The following is a 25,724-nucleotide window of genomic DNA, read 5'->3' on the forward strand; positions in this document are numbered from 1 at the left end:
GGTAAACTATGCTGACTTTTATTCCTGACGCATTGGCAGTAGCAATGCGCACCCGGAACTTCGCGCGGAAATGAGTGAGCCATGGCCCAGCAACGCATGTTGAAATTCGTCTCTGTCTCGAAAGAGATGCCGGAGAAGCGCGAGGCCAATGTCCGCGCCCAGGATTTCAACGAGATTTACCGTGAGTTCGCGTTGGCCAAGGCCGAAGAGCAGGCCGGGCGGTGCAGCCAGTGCGGTGTACCCTACTGCCAGTCGCATTGCCCGCTGCACAACAATATCCCCGACTGGCTACGGATGACCGCCGAGGGGCGGTTGCAGGAGGCCTATGAGCTTTCGCAATCCACCAACACCTTCCCGGAGATTTGCGGCCGCATCTGCCCGCAGGATCGTCTCTGTGAGGGCAACTGCGTGATCGAACAGTCGGGCCACGGCACCGTCACCATCGGCGCGATCGAGAAATTCATCACCGACACGGCCTTCGACAATGGCTGGGTCAAGGCGATCCGTCCGGCGCGGGAACGGTCGGAAAGCGTCGGCATCATCGGCGCGGGTCCCGGCGGCCTTGCCGCCGCCGATGCGCTGCGCCGCGCCGGAGTGCAGGTCACGGTCTATGACCGTTACGACCGCGCGGGCGGGCTGATGACCTACGGCATTCCCGGCTTCAAGCTGGAGAAGGACGTGGTGATGGACCGTATCCGCCAGCTTGAGGATGGCGGGGTGGAATTCGTGCTGAACTGCAACGTGGGCGAGGACATCACCTTCGACGCGATCCATGGCAAGCATGACGCAGTCGTCATCGCGACGGGCGTCTACAAAAGCCGCGACCTTGGCGGGCCGAATGCCGGGGCCACGGGCATCGTGCGCGCCATCGACTATCTGACCGCGTCGAACCGCAAGAGCTTTGGCGACGATGTGCCGGAATTCGACAGCGGCGAGCTGGACGCGAGCGGCAAGCGCGTCGTCGTGATCGGCGGCGGCGACACGGCGATGGATTGCGTCCGCACGGCGATCCGGCAGGGCGCGCAATCGGTGAAATGCCTTTACCGCCGCGACCGGGCGAACATGCCGGGAAGCCAGCGCGAGGTCGCAAATGCCGAGGAAGAGGGCGTCGAATTCGTCTGGCTGACCGCACCCAAGGGGTTTGCCGCCAGCGGTGCCGTCGAGGGCGTGATGGTCGAGAAGATGCGCCTTGGCGCGCCGGACGCCACGGGCCGCCAGGCGCCCGAGGTGATCGAGGGCGCGGATTATCTGGAAGAGGCCGACCTCGTCATCAAGGCGCTGGGCTTCGAGCCGGAGGACCTGCCGAAGCTCTGGGGTGTGGACGACCTGACCGTCACCCGCTGGGGTACGATCCGGGCCGATTTCGGCACCCATGCGACCAGCCTGCCGGGCGTCTTCGCCGTGGGCGACATCGTGCGCGGCGCCAGCCTTGTGGTCTGGGCGATCCGCGACGGGCGCGAGGCGGCGGAAAGCGTGCTGGATTACCTCTCCGGGGCCGAGGCGGTCGCGGCGGAATAGGCGGTAGGGACGGCGTCGGACCCGTATCGTGCATCTGTAGGGTTTGTGTAGCTACAGGCGCAGGGGCGGCGAAAGCGCCGGAAAGACGGGATGGTCAGCAATGCTGACCCGGATTGGAAAGGACGTCCGATGGCGATCGCGACACGCATCCTTCTGGCAGGCGCCGCCCTGGCGGGCCTTGCGGGCGCCCCGGCGCTGGCGGCGGGCAAGTTCCGCGCGCCGGAGGGCTGCACAGTCTATCAGACCGTCCAGCTTCACAACTGCCAGGTGGCGCAGCTTTACCGCTGCGATGGCGACGCGGCGGGCGATCAGTGGACGCTTTACAGCGATGGCCAAGGGCCGTTCTACCTGAGCCGTATCGACGCCGAGACGCGTTGGGTCGACAGCTATGACCTGACAACCGGAGAGCGCGACCAGATCGCCGAGGAAGCTGACCCGGCCTCATTCTCCACCCTGCTGGAGACCGGGCGGGACAGCTATGACTTCACCACGAAAAGCAACTCCGGCGAGGTACGGCGCTATCACGGCTTTGACGAGTTGACCGGCAAGACGGTGGTGATCGACGGCATTACGCTGGACCAGACGCGGTTCGAACTGACGGCAGAGGGCGCGGATGGCGAACGGATTTATCATCGGTCCGGGGCGCAGTTCATCCAGCGCGACTGGCGCGTGTTCTTCGCCGACCGGGAGGTGTTCGAAGGCAGTGATGGCGACCGGCGCGAGATGGCCGAGGGGCCGGTGACCTTCGCCGCGCCGGACACGCCGGGCTATCTGGCGGCGGAACCGGAATATGACTGCAATTCGCAGATGACGGATGCGATGCCCCTGCCCGGCGGTGCGTCATGACGGCGCTGCCCCCCATCTCCGGCGCCTGCCTTTGCGGCGCGGTCACGGTGACGATGGTCCCTGCCGCGGCTGAGGTCCATGCCTGCCATTGCGGTCAGTGCCGCCGCTGGACCGGCAGCGCGTTCCTTGAGATCGACGCGGCCCCCGGCACGCTTGAGGCCAAAGGTCCGGTCGTCGCCTTCGCCTCGTCGGACTGGGCGGAGCGGGCGCATTGCGGCGCCTGTGGATCGCCGCTCTGGTATCGGCTCACCCAGCCGGGGGCGGATACCCACGCCGTCTCGGCCGGGCTGTTCGAAAATGCGGCGGGCTTCCCGCTGACCAAAGAGATCTATGTCGACCGCAAGCCCGAGGGCTACGCCTTCGCGGGCGATCACCGGCGGATGACCGAAGCGGAATTCCTGGCGTCGATTGGCGTCAGCGCAGAAGGAGAAGGCCAATGACCGGGTTTGACCAGAACTGGGTGGCAATCGAGGAAACCAACCGCGCCTGGATGGCGGAGAACGGTCTTTATCGCGCCGAGGATGAGCATTCCTCCTGCGGGGTCGGGCTTGTCGTCGCGATCAACGGGAAAGCCAGCCGCAAGGTGGTGGAGCATGGGATCGACGCGCTGAAAGCGGTCTGGCACCGGGGCGCGGTCGATGCCGATGGCAAGACCGGCGACGGCGCGGGCATCCATGTGCAGATCCCGGTCAAGTTCTTCTACGACCAGATCCGCCGCACCGGGCATGAGCCGGACATGAAGGCGCTGGTCGCCGTGGGTCAGGTCTTCCTGCCGCGCACCGATTTCGGCGCGCAGGAGGCCTGCCGGACCATCGTCGAGACGGAAGTCCTGCGCGCGGGCTATTACATCTATGGCTGGCGCCATGTGCCGGTGAATACCGAGGTGCTGGGCGAGAAGGCCAACGCGACCCGGCCGGAGATCGAGCAGATCCTGATCAAGAACTCCAAGGGGACGGATGAGGAAACGTTCGAGCGCGAGCTTTACGTCATCCGCCGCCGGATCGAAAAGGCCGCCGCCGCCGCGGGCATCTCGGGGATGTATCTTTGCACGCTGTCCTGCCGGTCGATCATCTACAAGGGCATGATGCTGGCCGAGCAGGTGGCGGAGTTCTATCCCGACCTGAAGGACGAACGGTTCGAAAGCGCCTTTGCGATCTATCATCAGCGTTATTCGACCAATACCTTCCCGCAATGGTGGCTGGCGCAGCCCTTCCGCATGCTCGCCCATAACGGCGAGATCAACACGCTGAAGGGCAACCTGAACTGGATGAAAAGCCATGAGATCCGCATGGCATCGTCGACCTTTGGCGATCAGGCGGGCGACATCAAGCCGATCGTGCCGCAGGGGTCTTCGGACAGCGCCGCGCTGGATGCGGTGTTCGAGGTTCTGGTGCGCGCAGGACGTTCCGCGCCGATGGCCAAGACCATGATGGTGCCGGAAGCCTGGTCCAAGTCGGCGGTTGAGATGCCGCAGGCCTGGCAGGACATGTATGCCTATTGCAACGCGGTGATGGAGCCGTGGGACGGGCCGGCGGCGCTGGCCATGACCGACGGGCGCTGGGTCTGCGGCGGGCTTGACCGCAACGGGCTGCGCCCCCTGCGCTATGTCGTCACCGGCGACGGTCTTCTGGTCGCGGGGTCCGAGGCCGGGATGGTCCCGGTGGATGAGGCCGTGGTGCGCGAGAAGGGCGCCCTTGGGCCGGGTCAGATGATCGCCGTCGACATGAAAGAGGGCAAGCTTTACCACGACGCCGGGATCAAGGACAAACTCTCGGCCGCGCAGCCCTATGCCGACTGGATCGAGAAGGTCGTCGATCTGAACGCGATCATGCGCGACGTGCCGGAAAAATCGCTGTTCGAGGGGCCGGAGCTGCGCAAGCGGCAGGTCGCGGCGGGTTTCTCGCTGGAACTGCTGGAACAGGTGCTGGCGCCGATGGCCGAGGACGGCAAGGAAGCCATCGCCTCGATGGGTGACGACACGCCGCCCGCGGTTCTGTCGTCGGTCTACCGGCCGCTGTCGCATTTCTTCCGGCAGAACTTCAGCCAGGTCACCAACCCGCCCATCGACAGCTTGCGCGAAAGCCGGGTGATGAGCCTGAAAACGCGGTTCGGCAACCTCAAGAACGTGCTGGACGAAGACAGCAGCCAGACGGAGATTCTGGTGCTGGAAAGCCCGTTTATCGCGAATGCCGAATTCGACGAGATGGTGCGCCAGTTCAGCGGCAATGTCGCCATCATCGACTGCACCTTCGCCACCGATGGCGAGCCGGAGGCGCTGCGCCTTGGGCTTGAGCGTATCCGGGCCGAGGCGGAAGATGCCGTGCGGTCGGGTGCGGGCCACCTTGTCCTGACGGATGAACATCAGGGCGCGGAAAAGGTCGCGATGCCGATGATCCTTGCGACCTCGGCGGTGCATAGCTGGCTGACGCGCAAGGGGCTTCGGACCTTCTGTTCGGTCAACGTGCGGTCGGCCGAATGCGTCGATCCGCATTATTTCGCCGTGCTGATCGGCTGCGGGGCGACGACGGTCAACGCCTATCTGGCGCAGGACAGCATCGCCGACCGCATCCGCCGCGGCCTGATCGAGGGCAGCCTGATCGACGCCATGCGCCGCTATCGCGACGCGGTCGATGCGGGGCTTTTGAAGATCATGTCGAAGATGGGGATTTCGGTCATCTCCTCCTATCGCGGCGGTCTGAACTTTGAGGCGGTGGGCCTGAGCCGGGCCATGGTGGCGGAATATTTCCCCGGCATGCATTCCCGTATCTCCGGTATCGGCCTGTCGGGCATTCAGTTGAAGCTGGAAGAGGTGCATGGGCGCGGCTGGACCGCCGGGACCGATATTCTGCCGGTGGGCGGTTTCTACAAATCGCGCCGGTCGGGGGAAAAGCACGCCTGGGAAGCGCAGACGATGCATCTTCTGCAATCGGCCTGCGACCGGGCGTCCTATGACCTGTGGAAGCAGTATTCGGCCGCGATGCGGGCCAATCCGCCGATCCATATCCGCGACCTGCTGGACATCAAGCCGCTGGGCCGTCCGGTGCCGATCGAGGAGGTGGAAAGCATCACCTCAATCCGCAAGCGGTTCGTGACGCCGGGGATGTCGCTTGGCGCGCTGTCGCCCGAGGCGCACAAGACGCTGAACATCGCCATGAACCGCATCGGCGCCAAGTCCGACAGCGGCGAGGGCGGCGAGGACCCGGCGCATTTCCTGCCGGAACCGAACGGCGACAACCCGTCGGCGAAGATCAAGCAGGTGGCGTCGGGGCGCTTCGGCGTGACGGCGGAATATCTGAACGCCTGCGAGGAGCTGGAAATCAAGGTCGCGCAGGGCGCCAAGCCCGGCGAGGGCGGACAGTTGCCCGGCATGAAGGTGACGAAGCTGATCGCGCGGCTGCGCCATTCGACGCCGGGGGTGACGCTGATCTCCCCCCCGCCGCACCACGATATTTACAGTATCGAGGACCTCGCGCAGCTGATCTACGACCTCAAGCAGATCAACCCGCGCGCCAAGGTGACGGTGAAGCTGGTGGCATCTTCCGGCGTCGGCACGATTGCGGCCGGTGTGGCGAAGGCCAAGGCGGATGTGATCCTGATCTCCGGCCATAACGGTGGCACCGGCGCGTCGCCCGCGACGTCGATCAAATTCGCGGGCCTGCCGTGGGAAATGGGGCTGACCGAGGCGCATCAGGTTCTGGCGATGAACAAGCTGCGCGACCGGATCACGCTGCGCACCGATGGCGGGCTGCGGACCGGGCGCGACATCGTCATCGCGGCAATGATGGGGGCCGAGGAATACGGCATCGGCACCGCCGCGCTGATCGCCATGGGCTGCATCATGGTGCGCCAGTGCCAGTCGAACACCTGCCCGGTGGGCGTCTGCACGCAGGACGAAAAGCTGCGCGCCAAGTTCACCGGCAATGCCGACAAGGTCGTGAACCTCATCACCTTCTACGCGCAGGAGGTGCGCGAACTGCTTGCCAATATCGGCGCGCGGAGCCTGGATGAGGTGATCGGGCGGGCCGATCTTCTGACCCAGGTCAGCCGGGGGGCGGCGCATCTTGACGACCTCGACCTCAACCCGCTGCTGATCACCGTCGATGGCGCGGACCGGATCGTCTATGACCGTTCGAAGCCGCGCAACGCGGTGCCGGATACCCTTGATGCCGAGATCATCAAGGACGGCCACCGCTTCTTCGAGGATGGCGAAAAGATGCAGCTGTCCTATGCCGTGCGGAACACCCACCGCACCATCGGCACGCGCGCATCCAGCCTGATCGTCAAGAAGTTCGGGATGCGGAACAGCCTGCAACCGGACCACCTGACGGTGAAGCTCTCGGGCTCCTGCGGGCAATCGCTTGGCGCCTTTGCCGCGCCGGGGCTGAAGCTTGAGGTGTCGGGCGATGCCAACGACTATGTCGGCAAGGGCCTGTCGGGCGGAATGATCGTCGTGCGTCCGCCGATGGTGTCGCCACTGACGGCATCGGCCAACACGATCATCGGCAACACCGTGCTTTACGGCGCGACCGACGGCCATCTTTTCGCCGCCGGCCGCGCGGGGGAACGGTTTGCGGTTCGCAACTCCGGCGCGAAGGTGGTGATCGAGGGCTGCGGTTCGAACGGGTGCGAATACATGACCGGCGGTGTCGCGGTCATCCTTGGCCGGATCGGGGCGAACTTCGGCGCCGGCATGACCGGCGGCATGGCCTATATCCATGACCCCGACGGGACGGCCGAAGAGCTGATGAACCTTGAGACGCTGGTCACCTGCGCGGTCACTGTGCCGCATTGGGAAGCCGAGCTGAAGGGTCTGATCGAGCGTCACGCGGCAGAGACCGGCAGCCTCAAAGCCAGGCAAATCCTGACCGACTGGGCCGAGGAGCGGGCGAATTTCATTCAGGTCTGCCCGAAGGAAATGATGCCGCATCTGGCCCACCCCCTCAGCCGCGACAGGGAAGCGGTTCCGGCGGAATAAAAACCGCCCCGCGCGACACGGAACGGCCCCGCCAGTCATCTGCGGGGCCGTTCACTTTTTGGTCTTACTTTTTTCATTCAATCAGCAGCAAAGGCTGTTACAACAGCTGCGTGTAAAAACGAGCTTACGATGCCACAGACCTATATCGACCAGTTCTTCTACATGGACCCCGGCAGCGCGCCCCCCGGAGGCACGTCGCTGACCGTGCAGAAGGTGAACTTCACCGACAGCGATGATGACGGGTTCATCGGCACCGCGACGGGGGATACGTTCAACGGCGCGCAGGTGATGAATGTCTGGGTCGGGGATACGATCACCGTCATCATGGGCGGCTCGACCGTCACCATCACCGGGGTGACGCTTTATGTCGATGACGGCGCAGGCGGAACCTATGCGGTCTTTACGCCCACCGACGGCACAGTGCTTCAGGACGCAACCTTCCAGTCCTCCACCTGGGTCAATACCTCCACCCAGACGCCGGTCAGCAATTTCGGCCCGCCCTGTTTCACGCCCGGCACGCTGATCCGGGTCCCGGGCGGCGAAGTCGCGGTCGAGACGCTGGTCCCCGGCGACCTGGTCGAAACGCTCGACCACGGGGCGCAGCCCTTGCGCTGGGTCGGGCGGCGGACGGTCGAGGGGCGCGGCGATCTTGCCCCGGTGGCGATTGCGGCGGGGACGCTGGACAACCTGCGCGACCTGCGGGTTTCGCCGCAGCATAGGATGCTGTTCACCGGCTGGCGGGCCGAGCTTTGCACCGGCCAGGCCGAGGTTCTGGTGGCCGCGAAACACCTTGTCGGCCAGCCCGGCATCACCCGCGCGCCGGTGGATGAGGTGGACTATATCCACCTGCTTTTCGACCGGCATGAGATCATCTTTGCCGAGAATACCCCGACCGAAAGCTTCTATCCGGGCAGCGAGATCCTTGCCGCCGACCGGGCGATGTTCAATGAGGTGGTGCGCATCTTCCCCGAGATCCTGCGCATCCGGGCCGAGGGCGCGCCCGTGGCACGGCGGATCGGCCAGCGCCATGAGGATCGTCTGATCGCCTCCTGACACTAGGGAAGGTGTATTTGACAGCCTGACCCCCCATCCCTATCATCCGGTCGACCGGGTTGGTGGGGCATGGGGTGTCGTTCCGGTCACGCACCCCCTGACTGATGTGCAGGGGACGGAATGCACGAACCGGGGCATTTTGCCGACCGCGCGGCGCGTCATTTCGCCGCCCTGCGTCAGCGTGACCGGGGCGGGTCCGACCCGAAGCCGCCCTTCCCCGATGGATGGTTCGACCTCGACGCAGGGCTTTACGCCGATTTCGGCGCGATGTTCTACCTTGCCGCGCTGGTGCCGTTTCACGCCGGGCGCAGCCTTGCCGCCGCCACCTCGACCTTTGAACCGGCGCTGCGACTGGGACAGTATCACATCTTCCGCTCGGACGGGTTTCCGCGCGCCTTCGTCAGCTGGGCGGGCCTGTCGCCCGAGGTGGAGCGGCGCCTTGCGCTGAAACGGACGCCCCTGCGGGCCGAAGAGTGGAACGGCGGCCCCTCGGTCTGGCTGATCGACTTCGTCGCGCCCTTTGGCCACATGCGGGAAATCGTCCCGCGCCTGACGGAGAACCCGGCGCTGCGGCGGCTTCGCGCGCTATGGCTGACCGAGGGCAGCGACAGCTATCGCATCATCGAATGGACCCGTGCCGCCGCCGGGGGCCGGGTGGATGAGAGGGTCTTTTCGCCCGCCCGTTTCGCCCGCCATCTCGACGAAAGCTGAAACATGGGCGCGCCGAACATCACCGGCACCTTCACCGGCAGCGTGACCGAAGGCAGCGGGCTTGTCATCGGCGGCAACCTTGACGACGGCAGCGCCAATATCTGGGCCGATACCTGGTCGATCAGCGGGGCGCCCGCCTATGGCATCGCCAGCGTCGATGCGACCGGGAACTGGACCTATGACCTGAACGACACCAACCCGGTCGTCGCGGCGCTGAACACCGGCGACACGCTGACCGACACCTTCACGGTGCAGCTCAGCGATGGCGGCGGGACCGATACCCAGGTCATCACGATCACCATCCAGGGTACGACCCCGCCCTGCTTCACCCCCGGCACGCTGATCGCCACGCCGCAGGGCCAGCGCCCGGTGGAACGGATCGTGCCGGGCGACATGGTCCTGACCCGCGACCACGGCGCACGCACCGTGCTTTGGACCGGGAGGCGGCGGGTCGCGGCAGAGGGGGACCTTGCCCCGATCGCCATCGCGGCGGGGACACTGGGCAACCGCCGCGAGATCATCGTTTCGCCACAGCACAGGGTCTGTATCGGCGGATGGGCGGCCGAGCTTCACTGTGGCGCGCCCGAGGTTCTGGTCGCCGCCGCCCATCTGGTCGATGGCAAGACCGTGCGGCGCCTGCCAGGGGGCGAGGTGACCTATCTGCACCTGATGTTCGACCGGCATGAGATGATCTGGGCCGAGGGGATGCTGACCGAAAGTTTCTTTCCCGGCGGCGCGGTCGCGGGTGAGATCGCGCGGACAGAGGCGGAGTTGCGTCGGCTTTTCGACGATCTGCCCGGTCTGGCGGAAGGCGCCGCCGCCGCCTATTGCGCCACCCGGACCGAGGCGCGGGTTTTGCGCGCGGCACTGCTGGAAACCGGCGCGGCGTGACTTGACCCTGCGGGGCCGCGCATGGCTAATGTCGGCAAATGGCGAAGACGAGCAGCACCCGGCGCAAACCGACGAAATCCCGCAAGGCGGCGGCCAAAAGGCCCCTGCCCCGTCTGACCCTGCGCGGGGTCCTGCGCTGGACGGGGCGCGGGGCGGTCGCGCTTGTGGCGCTGTTCCTGCTGCTGGTGATCCTTGGCATCTTCATCAACCCGCGCCTGACGCCCTACCTGATCGCCGAAGGCTGGCGGCAGGGCGGCGTCGACCGGGTCTGGGTCCCGATCGAGGATATGGCGCCGGAAATGGCGCGGGCCGTCGTCGCCTCGGAGGACGCGAATTTCTGCGAACACTGGGGCTTTGACATGAAGGCGATCCGGGCCGCGATGAACGAAGGCGCGGGGCGCGGCGCCTCGACCATCAGCCAGCAGGTGACGAAGAACGTCTTTCTCTGGCAGGGGCGCAGCTGGCCGCGCAAGGCGCTTGAGGCGCTGATGACCCCGGTGGTGGAGCTGTTCTGGCCCAAGCGCCGTATCCTTGAGGTCTATCTGAACGTGGCGGAAACCGGGAAGGGCATCTTCGGCGTCGAGGCGGCGGCGCAGCATTATTTCGGCGTCAGCGCGGCAAAGCTCAGCCCGCCACAGGCCGCGCTGATCGCCGCCGCCCTGCCCGATCCGAAGGGGCGCAATCCCGGCCACCCCTCGGGCTATCTGCGCGGCCGCGCCCGCGCGATCCTTGACGGGGCGGCGACGATCCGCGCCGATGGCCGCGCCGCCTGTTTCGAGGATTGAACCGGGCGGGAGGGGCCGCTATCAGGGGGCAACCCCATCCCTGCCCGAGCGCCCATGACCCGTCTCTACCATGTCCCGCTGTCGCCCTTCTGCCGCAAGGTTCGCCTGACGCTGGCGGAAAAGAAGGTTGAGGTGGAACTGGTCGAGGAGCGGTACTGGGAACAGGCACCCGAATTCATGCGCCGCAACCCGGCGGGCAAGATCCCGATCCTGCGCCATGACGGCAAGGTGATGTCGGAAAGCCAGGCGATCTGCGAATATCTGGATGAGACCATCGCCGAGCCGAAACTGATGCCGCGCGATGCCGCCGGGCGTTATGAGGTGCGCCGCCTTTGCGCCTGGTTCGACGACAAGTTCCATGAGGAAGTGACCTCGAAGCTCGTCTATGAGCGGGTAAACAAGAAGGTGATGAAGCTGGGTTACCCGGACAGCAAGAACGTCAAGTCCGGCTCTACTCGCATCAAGTATCACCTCGATTACATGGCCTGGCTTCTGGAACAGCGCCGCTGGCTGGCGGGGAATGAGATGACGCTGGCCGATTTCGCTGCCGCCGCGCATCTTTCGGCGCTCGACTATATCTCGGACGTGGACTGGAACCGGAGCCAGACGGTCAAGGACTGGTACGCGAAGATCAAGTCGCGGCCGTCATTCCGGTCGCTTCTGGCCGATCAGGTGCCGGGCTTTCCGCCGCCTGCGCATTATGCCGACCTCGATTTCTGAGGGAGAGCGCCGGGGGTTTCGCACCCCCGGACCCCCGCGGAGTATTTCGGCCACGATGAAAGGGGCGCCGCCATGGATGCCGCCGGGCTGAAACACCGGCTTGTCGCGAAGGCGGTCGAAGAGGGGTTCGCCGCCGCCCGGATCTGCCGCCCGGATGCGATCCCCGAGGCGGCGGGGCGGCTGGCGACCTTTGTCGATCAGGGTCGGCACGGGCAGATGGGCTGGATGGCAGAGCGGATGGGCTGGCGCGGCGATCCGGCGGCGCTTTGGCCCGAGGCGCGGTCGGTCGTGATGCTGGCCGAGGTCTATACGCCCGAGGGCGACCCGCTGGCGGTTCTGGACCGGCCGGACCGGGCGGCGGTTTCCTGCTATGCGCAGGGGCGCGACTACCACGACCTTGTGAAGAAGCGGCTGAAGCGGGTTGGGCGGTGGTTGATCGAGGCGGCCGAAAAAGGCTCTGTTCCGGCGGAAATCAAGGTTTTCGTCGATACCGCGCCGGTGATGGAAAAGCCCTTGGCGCAGGCGGCGGGACTGGGCTGGCAGGGCAAGCACACCAATCTGGTAAGCCGCGAATTGGGAAGCTGGTTTTTCCTGGGCGCGATCTTTACCACGCTGGACCTGCCCGTGGACGGGGCGGAGGTTGACCATTGCGGGTCCTGCCGGGCCTGTCTGGACATCTGCCCGACGGGCGCATTTCCGGCGCCCTATCAACTGGATGCGCGGCGGTGCATTTCCTACCTGACGATCGAACACAAGGGGCCGGTGGACGAGGCGTTGCGCGGCGCGCTCGGCAACCGGATCTATGGCTGCGACGATTGCCTTGCGGTCTGTCCGTGGAACAAGTTCGCGGTGGCGGCGCGCGAGGCGGGCTATGCCGCGCGAGTGGGCGCGCCGCCGCTGGCGGAGCTTGCCACCCTGGACGATGCCGCGTTCCGGGCGCGGTTTTCGGGCAGCCCGGTCAAGCGGATCGGGCGGGACCGTTTCGTGCGCAACGTGCTTTATGCGATCGGAAATTCGGGCGAGGAGGCGTTGAGTCCGCTGGTGGAGAGCCTTTTGGCGGATGCGGACCCGGCCGTGGCCGATGCTGCGCAATGGGCGCTTCGGCGGCTGAAATCGGCACGCTGAGATCACGTTCCGCGTGCGCGGGGTAGAAAAATACGCGATTCGCCCCCATCCTTGAGGTATCGTCCCCCGTCATGGGGCAAGGAAACCGAGGAGGATTTCATGAGCCGTCATCTTGCAGACCGCCGCGAACCGTCGGACGGAGGCCGGACGAAACATTATGCCGAGGTGGAGCGCAGCCATGGCGGCGCGGGCAGCCATCCGGCGACGAAAGCCCTGCATGAGCGGGCGCAGACCCGGAGCGACGCGGCGCGGTTGAAGGCCTTCACCCGGATCGAACGCGGTCTGGAGGCCTGAACGACGAGAGAGATCATGAGGCGCGCGTGAGGTTCAGGCGCGCTTTTCGCCAATACGGGTAACGCCCAGAACGTCCAGCACCTTCGCCTCGATCTGGGGCGCGTTCATGCCTGCGGTGGCATACATATCCTCGGGCGAGGACTGGTCGATGAAAGTGTCGGGCAGCACCATGGAGCGGAATTTCAGCCCGTGGTCGAAGACGCCCTCTTCCGCCAGAAGCTGCGCCACCTGAGAACCGAAACCGCCGATGGCGCCTTCCTCGATGGTGATGAGCGCCTCATGATGCGCGGCGAGTTGCAGGATCAGGTCGCGGTCGAGCGGCTTGGCAAAGCGGGCATCGGCGACGGTCGGGGCAAGGCCACGCTGGGCCAGCGCCTCACGCGCCTTCAGCACCTCGGCCAGGCGGGTACCGAAGGACAGGATCGCGACGCGGCCGCCTTCGGAAATGACCCGGCCCTTGCCGATTTCAAGCGGTTGGCCGCGTTCGGGCATGTCGACGCCGACACCTTCGCCGCGTGGGTAGCGGAAGGCCGAGGGGCGGTCGTCGATAGCGGCGGCGGTGGCGACCATGTGGACCAGCTCTGCCTCGTCCGCCGCAGCCATGACCACGATGCCGGGCAGGTTGGAGAGGTAGGCCACGTCGAAGGCCCCGGCATGGGTCGCGCCGTCCGCGCCAACCAACCCCGCGCGGTCGATGGCGAAGCGGACCGGCAGACGCTGAATCGCGACGTCGTGGACGACCTGATCGTAGCCGCGTTGCAGGAAGGTGGAATAGAGCGCGCAGAAGGGTTTCATCCCGCCGGCGGCCAGCCCGGCAGAGAAGGTCACCGCGTGCTGTTCGGCGATGCCCACGTCGAAGCAACGGCGCGGGAAGCGTTCCGCGAAGAGGTTCAGCCCGGTCCCGTCCGGCATCGCTGCGGTGACGGCGACGATCTTGTCGTCCCGCTCCGCCTCGGCGATCAGGGACCGGGCGAAGACCTTGGTGTAGGACGGCGCGTTTGAGGCCGCTTTCTTCTGTTCGCCTGTAACAGGGTCGAATTTGCCGGTCGCGTGGCCCTTGTCGGGGCTACGTTCGGCGGGGGCGAAGCCCTTGCCCTTCCTGGTCAGCACATGGATCAGAACCGGCCCGGTGGCGCGGTCATGGACGGTGCGCAGGACGCCAAGCAGCTGGTCCATGTCATGCCCGTCGATGGGGCCGACATAGGAAAAGCCCAGCTCCTCGAACATGGTGCCGCCGACGGTCATGCCTTTGAGCATTTCCTTGGCGCGGCGGGCGCCTTCCTGGAAGGGCGGTGGCAGCAGGCTGACCGCGCCTTTCGCGGCGGCCTTCAGCTCCTGAAACGGCGCGCCGGCGTAGAGGCGAGAGAGGTAGGCGGACATGGCGCCAACCGGCGGTGCGATCGACATTTCATTGTCGTTCAGCACGACGAAGAGCCGCTTTTTCAGGTGACCGGCGTTGTTCAGCGCCTCATAGGCCATGCCCGCGCTCATCGCGCCGTCGCCGATGACGGCGATGGCATCGCCCGCATCGCCGCCAAGGTCACGCGCCACCGCAAAGCCCAGCGCGGCGGAGATCGAGGTAGAGGAATGGGCGGCGCCGAAGGGGTCATAGGGGCTTTCCGACCGCTTGGTAAAGCCCGACAGGCCCGATTTCTGGCGCAGCGTGCGAATACGGTCGCGCCGCCCGGTCAGGATCTTGTGCGGATAGCACTGATGGCCGACGTCCCAGATGATCTTGTCGCGCGGTGCGTCGAAGACAGCGTGCAGGGCCACGGTCAGTTCGACGACGCCAAGACCGGCGCCCAGATGCCCGCCGGTGACGGACACCGCGCTGATCGTTTCGGCGCGCAATTCGTCGGCGAGGTGACGCAGGTCGGCATCCGTCAGGGACTTGAGGTCGGCGGGGACGGTCACACGGTCAAGCGTCGGTGTCTTCGGTCTGTCGGTCAAAGCGGCGGCCCCGGTGTGGTTTCGGCCGGTTTAGCCGGAATCACGTGCAGGAACAATCGCGATGGCTTGCAGATTTCGTGCAGTCAGCCGCCGTAATGGGCGCGAAAGGCCGCGATGGCGCGGTCCAGCGCGGCATCATCGACATCGCGGTGCAGGACCATGCGGATGGCGGGGCTTTGGCCGCCGATCACGATGCCTTGCGCCGCCAGCGCCGCGCGCAGGTCGGCGTGACCGTCCGCGGCGGGGGTGAAGAAGACCATATTGGTGGCGTGGCTGACCTGCCCCACGCCCAGATCGCCCAGCGCCTTGGCCAGCCGCGCGGCGCGGGTGTGATCCTCGGCCAGCCCGGCGCGGTTATGGGTCAGCGCGTGGCGCCCCGCCGCGGCGAGGATACCGGCCTGCCGCATCCCGCCGCCCAGCATCTTGCGCAGCCGCAGCCCGCGCGCGATCAGATCGGCCGGGCCGACAAGGACAGAGCCGACGGGCGCGCCAAGGCCCTTTGACAGGCAGACCGAGACGGTATCGACAAGGCCCGCCAGATCGGCAGGCGCACAGCCCAGCGCGGTCACGGCGTTGAAGAACCGCGCGCCGTCGAGATGGACCGACAGGCCCGCCGTCCGCGCGGCTTCGGTAGCGGCGCGCATGTCGGCAAGGGGAACGGCCTGACCATTGACGGTGTTCTCAAGGCTCAGCAGGCGGCTGACGGGATGGTGGGGATCATCGGGCTTGATGGCGCCGGTCACATCGCCCGGCGCGACGCCGCCGGACGGCCCGACCGGCACGGGGCAAAGCGCCACGCCGCCAAGGACCGAGGCCCCGGCGGCCTCATGCAGGTAGACGTGATAGGCACCGCCAAGGATGACCTCATCCCCGCGCCCGCAATGGGAAAGGACCGCGACAAGGTTCGACTGCGTGCCGGAGGGCAGGAACAGCCCGGCCTCCTTGCCCAGCAGTTCGGCGGTCTCCGCCTGAAGGCGATTGACGTCCGGGTCCTCGCCATAGACGTCGTCGCCGACCTCGGCCCCGGCGATGGCGCGCAGCATCGCGGCGTCGGGCCGGGTGACGGTATCGCTGCGCAGGTCACAGATCGTGTTGGCGGCGGGAGAGGCGGCTTTCATGCCGGAATAGACACTCATTTGATCCTCCTCAGGTGTCACGACTGATTGTAAAACGGGCCGCCTGGCGCAGCGGGTCGGCGGCCATGCCGTACTGCGCCAGCGCCTCCTCTGCCTCATCCACCAACGCGCGGGCGCGGGTCTTGGCGCCGTCGAGGCCAAGCAGCGAAACGAAGGTCGCCTTGCCCGCCGCCGCGTCCTTGCCCAGCTTCTTGCCCGCCTTGTCGGGGTCGCCCTCGACATCCAGAATATCGTCGGCGATCTGGAAGGCGAGGCCCAGCGCCTTCGCGTAGCGTTCCAGCGGCCGCGGATCCGCCCCGGCAAGGATCGCCCCCGCCGTCGCGGCAAAGCCGATCAGCGCGCCGGTCTTGCCCGCCTGAAGGCGCGTGATCTCCTCCAGAGTCAGGGGCGTCGCGGCGGTTTCGGCGGCGATGTCAAGCGCCTGGCCCAGCACCATCCCCTCGGCCCCCGAGGCCTGCGCAAGGGCGACGACAAGGTCGATCCGCCGGGCGCCCAGCGCCGGGTCGCAGCAAAGCTGGAAGGCCAGCGTCTGAAGCGCGTCACCGGCAAGGACAGCGGTTGCCTGATCCCATTTTACATGCACCGTGGGACGGCCGCGCCGCAGGTCGTCATCATCCATGCAGGGCAGATCGTCATGGACCAGCGAATAGGCATGAAGCGCCTCGACCGCGGCGGCGGCGGGCATCGCCTCCCCCTCATGGATGCCATGAAGGCGGGCGCTTTCAAGGACAAGGAAGGCGCGCAGGCGCTTGCCGCCCTGTAGGGCGTAGCGCATGGCCTGAATGACGGGCAGATCGGGATGGAACGCCAATGCGTCGTCAAGCGCCTGCTGCACTTTCGACTGCGCGCGGGTCAGGCGTTCGTGAAACACTCAGAGACCTTCGACGGGGGTGGTGCCTGCGGGTTTGCCATCGGGGCCGAGGGTGATCTTCGCGACCTTCTCCTCCGCCTCTTTCAGCTTGGCCTCGCAATGCGCCTTCAGCTTCGCGCCCTTCTCGTAAAGGGCGATGGATTTCTCAAGCTCGACATTGCCGGATTCAAGGGCGCGGACGACCTCTTCCAGCTGCTTCATGGCGTCTTCGAAGCTGAGGGTGGAAAGATCGCTCATGCGCCGCGCTCCATCAGGACAGTGACATGCGCTTCGACCGATGCCGCCAGCGCGGCGAGATCATAGCCGCCCTCAAGGCAGGATACCACCCGGCCCGAGGCGGTTCTGTCGGCCAGATCGCAGATCGCGCCGGTGATCCAGGCGAAGTCGCTTTCGGTCCAGTTCAGGCCAGCGAGGGGGTCGTCGCGATGGGCGTCGAACCCGGCGGAGATCAGGATCAGGTCGGGGGCGAAGTCGGAAACGCGGGCCAGCGCCGCTTCCCAGGCCGCGCGCATCTCTGCCCCGCCCGAGCCGGGGCGCAAGGGCAGGTTCACGATCTGGCCATGCGCGCCGGTTTCCGTCGCCGCGCCGCTGCCGGGGTAAAGCGGCATCTGGTGGGAGGAGACGAAGACCGCCCGCGCCTCATCCCACAGCAGGCCCTGCGTTCCGTTGCCGTGATGGACATCGAAATCAAGGACCGCGACGCGCGACAGGCCATGGTGATCAAGCGCGTATCTGGCCGCGACAGAGACTGTTCCGAACAGGCAGAACCCCATCGCGCGGCCACGTTCGGCATGATGGCCGGGCGGGCGCATGGCGACGAAGGCGTTGGCGGCCTCACCCGCCAGAACCGCATCGACGGCGGCTTCGGCCGCGCCGATCGCGCGCAGGGCGGCCTCATACGACCCCGGCGACAGGAAGGTATCGGGGTCAAGCTGCGCCAAGCCTTCACCCGGCCGCGCGGCGCGGACCTTTGCCAGATAGTCGGCGGCGTGGCAGCGCAGCACCTCTGCTTCCCCTGCCAGCGGCGCCTCGCGGCGATCCAGCGCGGCGAAGGCGGGCGCGTTCAGCGCGCGGCTGACAGCGGTGATCCGGTCCACCCGTTCGGGATGGCCGGGGGGTGTCAGGTGCGACAGGCTACTGTCATGGCTGAAAAGAAGCGTCGTCATGTCGCGGCCTTCCCGCTATTCGGGCGCCAGCATGTAGCCCGCGCCGCGCACGGTCTGAAGGTAGCGCGGCTGCTTCGGATCGGTTTCGACCTTGCGCCTGAGACGGGTGATCTGGACATCGACGGCGCGTTCCTGCGCGGAATCGCCGCGGCCGCCGCCCCGGCCCAGATCCTCGACCAGTTGCGTGCGGCTGACCGCCTCGCCCGGACGGGCGGCGAAGATGCGCATCAGCGCGGCTTCGGTCGCGGTCAGGCGGATCAGGTCGTCGCCGCGCCACATCTCCCCCCGGTCGACGTCGTAGCGCACCGGCCCCATATGCAGGACGCGCGGCAGGCGGGTTTCGACCTCGGGCGGGGTGCGGCGGAGAATGGCGTTGATGCGGAGAAGCAGTTCGCGCGGCTCGAAGGGCTTGGCCAGGTAGTCGTCCGCCCCGGCCTCAAGCCCGGCGATACGGTCGTCGGCCTCGGCCTTGGCGGTCAGGAGAAGGATCGGCGTCGTGAGGCTGCGGCGCAGGTCGCGCGTCAGGCTGATGCCGTCCTCGCCGGGCATCATCACGTCAAGCACGATCAGGTCGAAGTCCAGCCCGGCCAGAAGCCGCCGCGCATGGGCGCCGTCGCGGGCGGAGGTAACCCAGAAGCCGTTCCGCATGAGGTATTTCTGCAAGAGCGACCGGATGCGTTCGTCATCATCGACGATCAGAAGGTGAACCTCGGGCTGGGGACTCATGGCGCGCCATCCTTCATCGACAGGTAATGACGGCGAATCTCGGGGTCCATCATCGCCTCAAGCACCTGGCGAAAGCCGGTGACGGCGGCGGGTCCGGCGGAACGGTAGGCGGCGCGCATCCGGGCGCGCTGTGCCTCGGACAGGTCACGTTCCAGGGCAGAGCCCTTTTCGGTCAGGAAAAGGTTGCGTTCGCGTTTGTCCCGGCGGCCGACGCGGGCCTCGACCAGGCCATCCTCGACCAGCGTCCTGAGGACACGGTTCAGCGACTGCTTGGTGACGCCAAGCATGGTCAGAAGCGTGTTCACCGTCAGCCCCGGCTGGCGGTTGATGAAATGGATCGCGCGATGATGGGCGCGCCCATATTCGTAGTTTTCCAGAATCCGGTCGGGATCGGCCGTGAAGGCGCGGTAGGCGAAATACATCGCCTCGATCCCCTTGCGGAGCTGTTCGTCGGTCAGGAACAGCAGGCTTTCGCCGCCGCCCGTTTCCGTCCTCCCGCCTTGCATCATGCCGTCCCTGCTGGCCTCTCTCTGATTTTATGTCAGTGATGTTGACTTTCCAAGGTCGAATTGATAGCGAGTCGCAGAAATCACGCAACTTTATGTCCGCATCGGACCAAACTTGCGCAACATTCGGAAAACGGGCTTGCCCGAGGAGGACTGTGATGGCCGGGGCCTATGATGATCGTGACGGCAAGATCTGGATGGACGGGACGCTGGTGGACTGGCGCGATGCCAAGGTCCATATCCTGACCCATGCGCTGCACTATGCTTCCTCCGTTTTCGAGGGGGAGCGGTGCTATGATGGCAAGATCTTCAAGGGCCACGAACATTCGCTGCGGCTGCGGAAATCGGCCAATCTGCTGGACATGGAAATCCCCTATACCGCCGAAGAGATCGACGCGGCAAAGGACGCGATGCTGAAGGCCAATGGCTGGACCAACGCCTATGTCCGCGCCATCGCCTGGCGCGGCGCGGGCGAAGACATGGGCGTGTCGGCCAAGCGCAACCCGGTGCGGCTGGCCGTCGCCGGTTGGGAATGGGGCAACTATTACGGCGACGCGAAGCTGAAGGGTGCCAAGCTCGACATCTCGAAATGGAAGCGGCCGTCGCCGGAAACGATCCCGTCCGAGGCGAAGGCGGCGGGGCTTTACATGATCTGCACCATGTCCAAGCACGCCGCCGAGGCGAAGGGCTGTTCGGACGCGATGATGTTCGACTATCGCGGCTATGTCGCCGAGGCGACCGGCGCCAACATCTTCTTCGTGAAGGATGGTGAGGTTCACACGCCCAAGGCCGACTGCTTCCTGAACGGGCTGACGCGGCAGACCGTCATCGGGATGCTGAAGGACATGCAGATCAAGGTGCATGAGCGCCACATAATGCCCGAAGAACTGGAAAGCTTCGAGCAGTGCTGGCTGACCGGCACGGCGGCCGAGGTCACGCCGGTCGGGCAGATCGGCGATTACACCTTCGAGGTGGGCGAACTGACAAAGCGCGTCGCCGCCGATTATGAGAAACTCGTGCGCGCCTGACGCGCGCACGAGGGTCTTGTCTTACGGATAGCGGCACGGCGCGCGGTAGGACCGCCCGTCGGGATAGGTGTAGATACACTGCTGCGGCTGGTTCGCCTGATCGACGATGCTGCCGACAGCGGCACCGGCCGCGCCACCCAGAAGGGCGCCTTCCAGCCGGTCGCCGTCATCCGAGGCAATCGCCCCCACGGCAGCGCCGGTCAGGGCGCCGGTGGCCATCGTCTGATCGCCCGTCGTCTCGCAGGCCGCGAGGGTAAGGGCGAAGGGCAGCGCGAGAAGCAGCTTGTGTTTCATCAGATTCATGAGGCTCTCCCATATTGGATTCATTGAAGCCGTGGGGGGGCAACGCCGGGCCGGGCGGTGTGTTCCCTGAAGGTTTTCGGAACCGGCGGCATTTGGCCGATGGGTCTGGGAAAGGCGCCGGGAAGTTACGCTTGCCAAGCGCGCCGGGATTGGAGATATGTTTTTGGAAACATATCGAACTCCCTGCTTTTGACAGGGCCGGAACGGGGCGAGGATGGTGGACTGGCTGACAGCGGATGAATGGCGCGCGGTGGCGCTGTCGCTTCGGGTGTCGCTTTGGGCCGCCGTGGTGGGGCTGCCGTTCGGGATATTCGTGGCCTATGCGCTGGCGCGGTGGTCCTTTCGCGGCAAGGCGCTTTTGAACGGGATCGTCCACCTGCCCCTGATCCTGCCGCCGGTCGTCACCGGCTATCTTCTCCTGCTGACACTGGGCCGGACCGCGCCGGTGGGGCGGTTCCTTGACGACTGGTTCGGCCTCGTCTTCGCGTTCCGCTGGACCGGGGCGGCGCTGGCGGCCGGGATCATGGCCTTTCCGCTGATGGTGCGCGCCATCCGGCTGGCGATCGAGGCGGTCGATCCGGGGCTTGAGGACGCGGCAAGGACACTGGGCGCGCCGGGGCCGGTGGTGTTCCTGACCGTCACCCTGCCCCTGATCCTGCCCGGCATCGTCGCGGGCGCGATTCTGGCCTTTGCCAAGGCGATGGGGGAATTCGGCGCGACAATCACCTTCGTGTCGAACATCCCCGGCCAGACGCAGACGATCCCCTCGGCGATCTACAGCTTCCTTCAGGTCCCCGGTGGCGATGCCTCCGCCCTGCGGCTTGTCGCGGTTTCGGTCACTATCGCCATGGCGGCGCTTCTGGCGTCGGAATGGCTGTCGAAACGCATTGCGCGCAGGATCGGGCGGGCATGACGCTGGAGGTCGCCATAAGCCACCGGATCGGGGCGTTCCGGCTTGAGGCAGAGTTCCGCGTCGCGGGCGGCGTGACCGCGCTTTTCGGGCATTCCGGGGCCGGGAAAAGCACCGTCGTCAACGCAATTTCGGGTCTGTTACGGCCGGATTCGGGCCGGATCGTCGCGGGGGGAGAGGTTTTATATGACGCCGCGAAGGGCATAGACGTGCCGCCGCACCGGCGCCGGGTCGGTTATGTCTTTCAGGATGCGCGACTGTTCCCGCATATGACCGTGGCGCGGAACCTGTCCTATGGCGCGTGGTTCGGCCGTTCGCGCGGGGCCGGGCGGGACCGGGACCTGATCGTCGATCTTCTGGGCATCGGCCCCCTGCTTCAGCGCCAGCCCCGGACCCTGTCGGGGGGGGAGAAAAGCCGCGTCGCGCTGGCGCGCGCGATCCTTGCGGGGCCGCGGCTTTTGCTGATGGACGAACCGCTTGCCGCACTGGACGCCGCCCGGAAGGCGGAAATCCTGCCCTATCTGGAACGCCTGCGCGACGACCTGCATCTGCCGATCATATATGTCAGCCATTCGGTCGCCGAGGTGACGCGCCTTGCCACCTCCATCGTGCTGCTGGATGGCGGGCGGGTGGTGGCATCTGGCCCGGCAGAGGCGATCCTTGCCGACCCGGCCATCGCCCCGACCTTCGGCCAGCGCGAGATCGGGACCATCCTGCCCGCAACGGTCGCGGCGCAGGAGGAGGACGGGCTGACGCGGCTTGCGACGCCGGGCGGGCCGGTCTGGGTGCCGGGCGTTCCCGATCGGCCGGGCGCGGCGGTGCGGCTGCGGATCATGGCGCAGGACGTGATGATCGCGCAAACCCGGCCCGAGGGGATTTCGGCGCTGAACGTCCTTGCGGCCGAGGTCAGCGACATCCGGCTGGGTGACGGCCCCGGCGCGCTGGTCCAGTTGAACGTGGGGGGCAGCCCGATCCTGTCGCGGATCACCCGGCGGTCGGCCGTCGCGCTGGGTCTTGCGCCGGGCAAACAGGTTCATGCCGTCCTCAAGGCCGTCTCCGTCGCGCGCGACAGTGTCGGGCATTCTGTGCCGGTCGAAGGGCCGCAGGGCGGGAAAGGGACAAATACGCCCGGATTTCCCCCGTAACGGGGGACCAATGCGTGTCATTACGCAATACCGTGCCGATATTTCGATCTGCCGCCACGGAACTATTGATTCAGGGCCTTGCTTGACCGATGTGAAGGCGGCTCATCAAGGCGTCCGACGGGGATGAAGGACGTGATGACGACGGACCAGCCTGCGATGCCGGCGGGATCGCGCGGGCGGGTCGGCAGACCGAAAGGCCAATGGGCGTGAATGCGAAGGAGAACAGCGTCGACGAGCTTGTCGCGGCCATCGCGGTCGGCGACCGTTTGGCGTTTGACACGCTTTACCGCAGGCTCGAACGGCCGCTCTACCGCTTTCTCATCCTAAAATTGAACGATCCGCATCGATCCTCCGACGTACTCCATGACGTGTTTCTGGAGGTCTGGCGCAGCGCGGCGGCGTTCCGGGGGCAGTCGAAGGCCCAGACATGGATCTTCGCAATCGCCTGGCGAAAGGCGATGGAGGTTCACCGGAAGGGTGAAAGGGTAACGTATCAGGAGAGTTTGCCGGACCAGATCGACGAAAGCCCCGATGCCGCGACGGCGTTGTCAGCCGCCGAAGATGCAACGGCGGTGCGGGCATGCCTGAAGGGGTTGAGCGAGGAGCATCGGATGGTGCTTGAGCTGACCTTCTTCGAAGAGATGAGCTACCCGGATATCGGGGCGGTCATGGGCATTCCCGAGGGGACGGTCAAATCGAGGGTCTATCACGCCAAGCAGCTCATGCTGCGGTGTTTGTCGGCAAAGGGCGCTGTCAGGGGTTCGGGACGTAATGGGTAACGACGTGCAACGTGAGATCGAAGAACTTCTGCCGTTCTATCTGAACGGATCGCTGAGCGGGGATGAACATGCCCGCGTCGAGGCGGCGCTGAAGGCGAATGAAGGGCTGCGCCAGCAGCTTGAGTTTCTGTCCGCGATTTCCGGGGCGGTGCGGTCGGATGACCCCGCCTCTGCCGCGCCCGGCGATCTGGGTCTGGCGCGGTTGCGGCGCGACATCGGGCGGCAGCAGCCGGGGCGGTCGGCGCTGCGTTCGGTCGCGGCGCTTGCGGCGGCCTTCATCCTTGGTGTCGGCGTGATGGCGCTTTGGCCGTCGCTTGACCGGGGGCCGGAGGACGCGATCTATGAACAGGCCAGCGGGCCGGTGGCGAAAGGCGCGCTGATCGTCGCCTTCCGTCCGGGCGCGACGGCGGAACAGATCTCAACCCTGCTTCTGTCGGTCGACGGGGTGATCGTCGACGGGCCTTCCGCGATCGGGCTCTATCGGGTAGACCTGCCCGAAGGCGCCGATGCCGGGACCGTGGTGGGCCGCCTTCTGGCAGCGGGCGAGATAGTCGAGAGTGCGCAAAAGGCAGAATGAAAGCGTTTGTTGCGACCGTCGCCGCTTTGGCGATTGTCCTCGGAGCGGGAGAGGGCAGGATGATCGGGGCGGCTTTCGCCGCCGAGCCGACGTCTGAAGGCAGTGAACCCTCTGGTGAGTCGACCAAGCCCACCGACCGGGAGCGCGCCCGCGCGCGGGAGAGGAATGAGACGCCCGCCCGCTCCCGCCTGATGACCTTTGGCCGGTCACGGACGCTGGGCAATGGCCGCGTCGAATATCTGTCAGTCGGCACGCCCGCGGCGATGGACCGCGCGGCCGAGTACATTGAATCGCTGGGTGCGACCGTCCTGCGGCGCCAGGACCTTGGGTCGCTGGGCCTGTCGATGGTGGCCGTCGATCTGAACGAACGCATCTCGGCCTCCGCGCTCCAGCGCCGTCTTCTGGGCGCGGGGATCAGCGTCGCGCTGGACCGCAACAGCATCTTTGCCCCCTCGGGCGGGTCGCGAAGCTATGCGGCGGACCTGGTGGGCGCGCCTGTGAACCGGACCTGCGCCCTGCCCGGCAATGTCCGCATCGGCCTGATCGACGGTCCCGTCGATACCGCCGCGCCGGGCCTTTCGAAGATCAATATCGTCAGCCGGACGGTACTGGATGACACCGACACGGCGGCCGATCCGGGCCATGCGACGGGCCTCGTTTCGCTGATCGCCGGTCAGCCGGGGGCGCGCGATGACGAAGGCCTTGCCGTCGGCGCACAGATCTATTCGGCGGTGGCCTTCGCGCAGGGGAACAAGGCCGAAGGCAACGGCATGCGGCTGGATCATTTCGCCAGGGGTCTGGACTGGCTGCTTGGCGATAATGTCGACATCGTCAACATGTCGCTGTCGGGGCCGGACAACCGGGTTCTTTCCACGCTGATGGCAACGGCCAGCGCGCGCGGCGCGACGCTTATCGCCGCGACCGGCAATCAGGGGCGTGGGCAGGTCGCCTACCCCGCCGCCGATCCGCATGTCATCGCCGTAACGGCCATCGACGCGCGACTTCGGCTTTATCGCGCCGCGAACCGGGGCGATGAGGTGGATTTCGCGGCACCGGGCGTCGATCTTCTGGTCTCAGACAGCGGCGGGCGTTCCTATCGTTCGGGGACGTCCTATGCCGCCGCCATCGCTTCGGCGATCATCGCGCATGAGGTCGGCAAGGGCGTGCGCGGCAAGACGGCCATCGTCGATGCGCTGAAGCGCGACGCCCGTGACCTTGGGGCGGCGGGGCATGATTCCGATTTCGGCTGGGGCCTGCTTCAGCTTCCGGGCTGCTGAGCGGACGGGCGCGACGGCCTGCCGGAAGTTTTTTTTCGGAAAATCTGAATTTCTTTTGAACCGAACCCTATGGGGCGCAACTAACAGACAATGGGTGTGGGTAGATATTTGGGGATGAGTGTCGGCGGGCTGTACTCACGGAACGGCCGGCAGATCACCAAGGTCAAGAGTTCAGGTGTAAGAGTGGCTGCCTCCTCCAGACGTCGATCGTTGTGTCCTGTCGGGTGTGCTTGAAGTAACGAGTTTCTGACTGATCGATCGGCGGGAGCGGTCAACGCTGTACGGGTGCGCAAGCATACGAGGTGTTGGCCGCTTCCGCCCTTTTCACGCGGGCGACAGGCGCGGCCCCGTCCGGTTTACTTTCCCTGCATCGCCCAGCGCATCCCGTACCCTCGGCCCACGGTCCCGCATCTGCCTAATTTTTAGGCGCCC

The 25,724-nt window shown here is 66.2% G+C and carries 25 protein-coding genes; 17 read left to right on the top strand and 8 right to left on the bottom strand.

From position 1 onward, the window contains the following. Nucleotides 1-81: 81 nt before the first annotated feature. The 11 genes from LX70_RS10130 (at nt 82) to LX70_RS10180 (ending at nt 12,918) form a co-directional block, all read left to right on the top strand. A complete protein-coding gene (locus LX70_RS10130) occupies nt 82-1,518 on the top strand; it encodes an NAD(P)-dependent oxidoreductase (protein WP_105514646.1) in 1,437 nt (478 codons plus the stop codon). Nucleotides 1,519-1,647: 129 nt separating this feature from the next. Beyond that, entirely contained in the window at nt 1,648-2,364 is a 717-nt protein-coding gene (locus tag LX70_RS10135; RefSeq protein ID WP_105514647.1) for a hypothetical protein, read from the top strand. After that, nucleotides 2,361-2,804, top strand: a complete 444-nt coding sequence (locus LX70_RS10140) for a GFA family protein (protein WP_105514648.1) — start codon at nt 2,361-2,363, stop codon at nt 2,802-2,804. The genes LX70_RS10135 and LX70_RS10140 overlap by 4 nt, the downstream gene beginning before the upstream one ends. Then, nucleotides 2,801-7,339, top strand: coding sequence for a glutamate synthase large subunit (gene gltB / locus LX70_RS10145; protein WP_105514649.1), 4,539 nt, complete (start codon nt 2,801-2,803; stop codon nt 7,337-7,339). Before LX70_RS10140 ends, gltB begins: the two co-directional genes overlap by 4 nt. Before the next feature lie 129 nt (nt 7,340-7,468). After that, on the top strand, nt 7,469-8,392 hold the full coding sequence (locus tag LX70_RS10150) for a Hint domain-containing protein (RefSeq protein ID WP_105514650.1): 924 nt from the start codon (nt 7,469-7,471) through the stop codon (nt 8,390-8,392). Between the two features lie 120 nt (nt 8,393-8,512). Then, nucleotides 8,513-9,103 carry a toxin-activating lysine-acyltransferase gene (locus tag LX70_RS10155; protein WP_105514651.1) on the top strand — a complete coding sequence of 197 codons (591 nt, stop codon included), beginning with the start codon at nt 8,513-8,515 and terminating at the stop codon, nt 9,101-9,103. 3 nt (nt 9,104-9,106) lie between these two features. After that, nucleotides 9,107-9,994: a Hint domain-containing protein gene (locus LX70_RS10160; RefSeq protein WP_105514652.1), complete on the top strand. Its 888-nt coding sequence runs from the start codon at nt 9,107-9,109 to the stop codon at nt 9,992-9,994. Nucleotides 9,995-10,032: 38 nt separating this feature from the next. Then, complete coding sequence (mtgA, locus tag LX70_RS10165; protein WP_105514653.1) at nt 10,033-10,779, top strand: monofunctional biosynthetic peptidoglycan transglycosylase; 747 nt, start codon at nt 10,033-10,035, stop codon at nt 10,777-10,779. A 54-nt stretch (nt 10,780-10,833) separates the two neighbouring features. Then, a complete protein-coding gene (gene fzlA / locus LX70_RS10170; protein WP_105514654.1) occupies nt 10,834-11,499 on the top strand; it encodes an FtsZ-binding protein FzlA in 666 nt (221 codons plus the stop codon). A gap of 72 nt (nt 11,500-11,571) precedes the next feature. Further along, nucleotides 11,572-12,624: a tRNA epoxyqueuosine(34) reductase QueG gene (gene queG / locus LX70_RS10175; RefSeq protein ID WP_105514655.1), complete on the top strand. Its 1,053-nt coding sequence runs from the start codon at nt 11,572-11,574 to the stop codon at nt 12,622-12,624. Nucleotides 12,625-12,723: 99 nt separating this feature from the next. Further along, nucleotides 12,724-12,918, top strand: coding sequence for a hypothetical protein (locus tag LX70_RS10180; protein WP_105514656.1), 195 nt, complete (start codon nt 12,724-12,726; stop codon nt 12,916-12,918). Between the two features lie 33 nt (nt 12,919-12,951). On the opposite strand, the gene dxs is transcribed toward LX70_RS10180, so the two are convergent. From dxs to LX70_RS10215, 7 genes are all read right to left on the bottom strand, one after another. Beyond that, nucleotides 12,952-14,868, bottom strand: a complete 1,917-nt coding sequence (gene dxs / locus LX70_RS10185; RefSeq protein ID WP_105514657.1) for a 1-deoxy-D-xylulose-5-phosphate synthase — start codon at nt 14,866-14,868, stop codon at nt 12,952-12,954. A gap of 83 nt (nt 14,869-14,951) precedes the next feature. Continuing rightward, entirely contained in the window at nt 14,952-16,004 is a 1,053-nt protein-coding gene (gene ltaE / locus LX70_RS10190; protein ID WP_105514658.1) for a low-specificity L-threonine aldolase, read from the bottom strand. A gap of 10 nt (nt 16,005-16,014) precedes the next feature. Beyond that, a complete protein-coding gene (locus LX70_RS10195; RefSeq protein WP_105514659.1) occupies nt 16,015-16,875 on the bottom strand; it encodes a polyprenyl synthetase family protein in 861 nt (286 codons plus the stop codon). Continuing rightward, nucleotides 16,876-17,112, bottom strand: a complete 237-nt coding sequence (locus LX70_RS10200) for an exodeoxyribonuclease VII small subunit (protein ID WP_105514660.1) — start codon at nt 17,110-17,112, stop codon at nt 16,876-16,878. It abuts the gene before it with no gap. Then, on the bottom strand, nt 17,109-18,041 hold the full coding sequence (locus LX70_RS10205; protein ID WP_105514661.1) for a histone deacetylase family protein: 933 nt from the start codon (nt 18,039-18,041) through the stop codon (nt 17,109-17,111). Before LX70_RS10205 ends, LX70_RS10200 begins: the two co-directional genes overlap by 4 nt. Before the next feature lie 15 nt (nt 18,042-18,056). Continuing rightward, nucleotides 18,057-18,767, bottom strand: a complete 711-nt coding sequence (locus LX70_RS10210; protein ID WP_105514662.1) for a response regulator — start codon at nt 18,765-18,767, stop codon at nt 18,057-18,059. Further along, nucleotides 18,764-19,276: a MarR family winged helix-turn-helix transcriptional regulator gene (locus tag LX70_RS10215; protein WP_425430584.1), complete on the bottom strand. Its 513-nt coding sequence runs from the start codon at nt 19,274-19,276 to the stop codon at nt 18,764-18,766. The genes LX70_RS10210 and LX70_RS10215 overlap by 4 nt, the downstream gene beginning before the upstream one ends. Before the next feature lie 155 nt (nt 19,277-19,431). On the opposite strand from LX70_RS10215, the gene LX70_RS10220 reads away from it, so the two are divergent. Further along, complete coding sequence (locus LX70_RS10220; RefSeq protein WP_105514663.1) at nt 19,432-20,301, top strand: branched-chain amino acid aminotransferase; 870 nt, start codon at nt 19,432-19,434, stop codon at nt 20,299-20,301. Between the two features lie 21 nt (nt 20,302-20,322). Here LX70_RS10220 and LX70_RS10225 read toward each other — a convergent pair whose 3' ends face one another. Then, complete coding sequence (locus LX70_RS10225) at nt 20,323-20,604, bottom strand: YMGG-like glycine zipper-containing protein (protein WP_245885027.1); 282 nt, start codon at nt 20,602-20,604, stop codon at nt 20,323-20,325. A gap of 214 nt (nt 20,605-20,818) precedes the next feature. Between LX70_RS10225 and modB the strand changes: the two genes are divergently transcribed. The 5 genes from modB to LX70_RS10250 all read left to right on the top strand — a co-directional run bounded on the left by modB (nt 20,819) and on the right by LX70_RS10250 (nt 25,292). Beyond that, entirely contained in the window at nt 20,819-21,517 is a 699-nt protein-coding gene (gene modB, locus LX70_RS10230) for a molybdate ABC transporter permease subunit (RefSeq protein WP_105514664.1), read from the top strand. Beyond that, entirely contained in the window at nt 21,514-22,659 is a 1,146-nt protein-coding gene (gene modC, locus LX70_RS10235) for a molybdenum ABC transporter ATP-binding protein (protein ID WP_105514665.1), read from the top strand. The genes modB and modC overlap by 4 nt, the downstream gene beginning before the upstream one ends. Before the next feature lie 200 nt (nt 22,660-22,859). Continuing rightward, nucleotides 22,860-23,438: an RNA polymerase sigma factor gene (locus LX70_RS10240; protein WP_105514666.1), complete on the top strand. Its 579-nt coding sequence runs from the start codon at nt 22,860-22,862 to the stop codon at nt 23,436-23,438. A 4-nt stretch (nt 23,439-23,442) separates the two neighbouring features. Continuing rightward, nucleotides 23,443-24,015: an anti-sigma factor family protein gene (locus tag LX70_RS10245; protein WP_170076169.1), complete on the top strand. Its 573-nt coding sequence runs from the start codon at nt 23,443-23,445 to the stop codon at nt 24,013-24,015. A 59-nt stretch (nt 24,016-24,074) separates the two neighbouring features. Further along, nucleotides 24,075-25,292, top strand: coding sequence for a S8 family serine peptidase (locus LX70_RS10250; protein ID WP_170076170.1), 1,218 nt, complete (start codon nt 24,075-24,077; stop codon nt 25,290-25,292). Nucleotides 25,293-25,724: the final 432 nt, after the last annotated feature.

This window comes from Albidovulum denitrificans, from assembly GCF_002973535.1.
Classification (GTDB): Bacteria; Pseudomonadota; Alphaproteobacteria; order Rhodobacterales; family Rhodobacteraceae; genus Albidovulum; species Albidovulum denitrificans.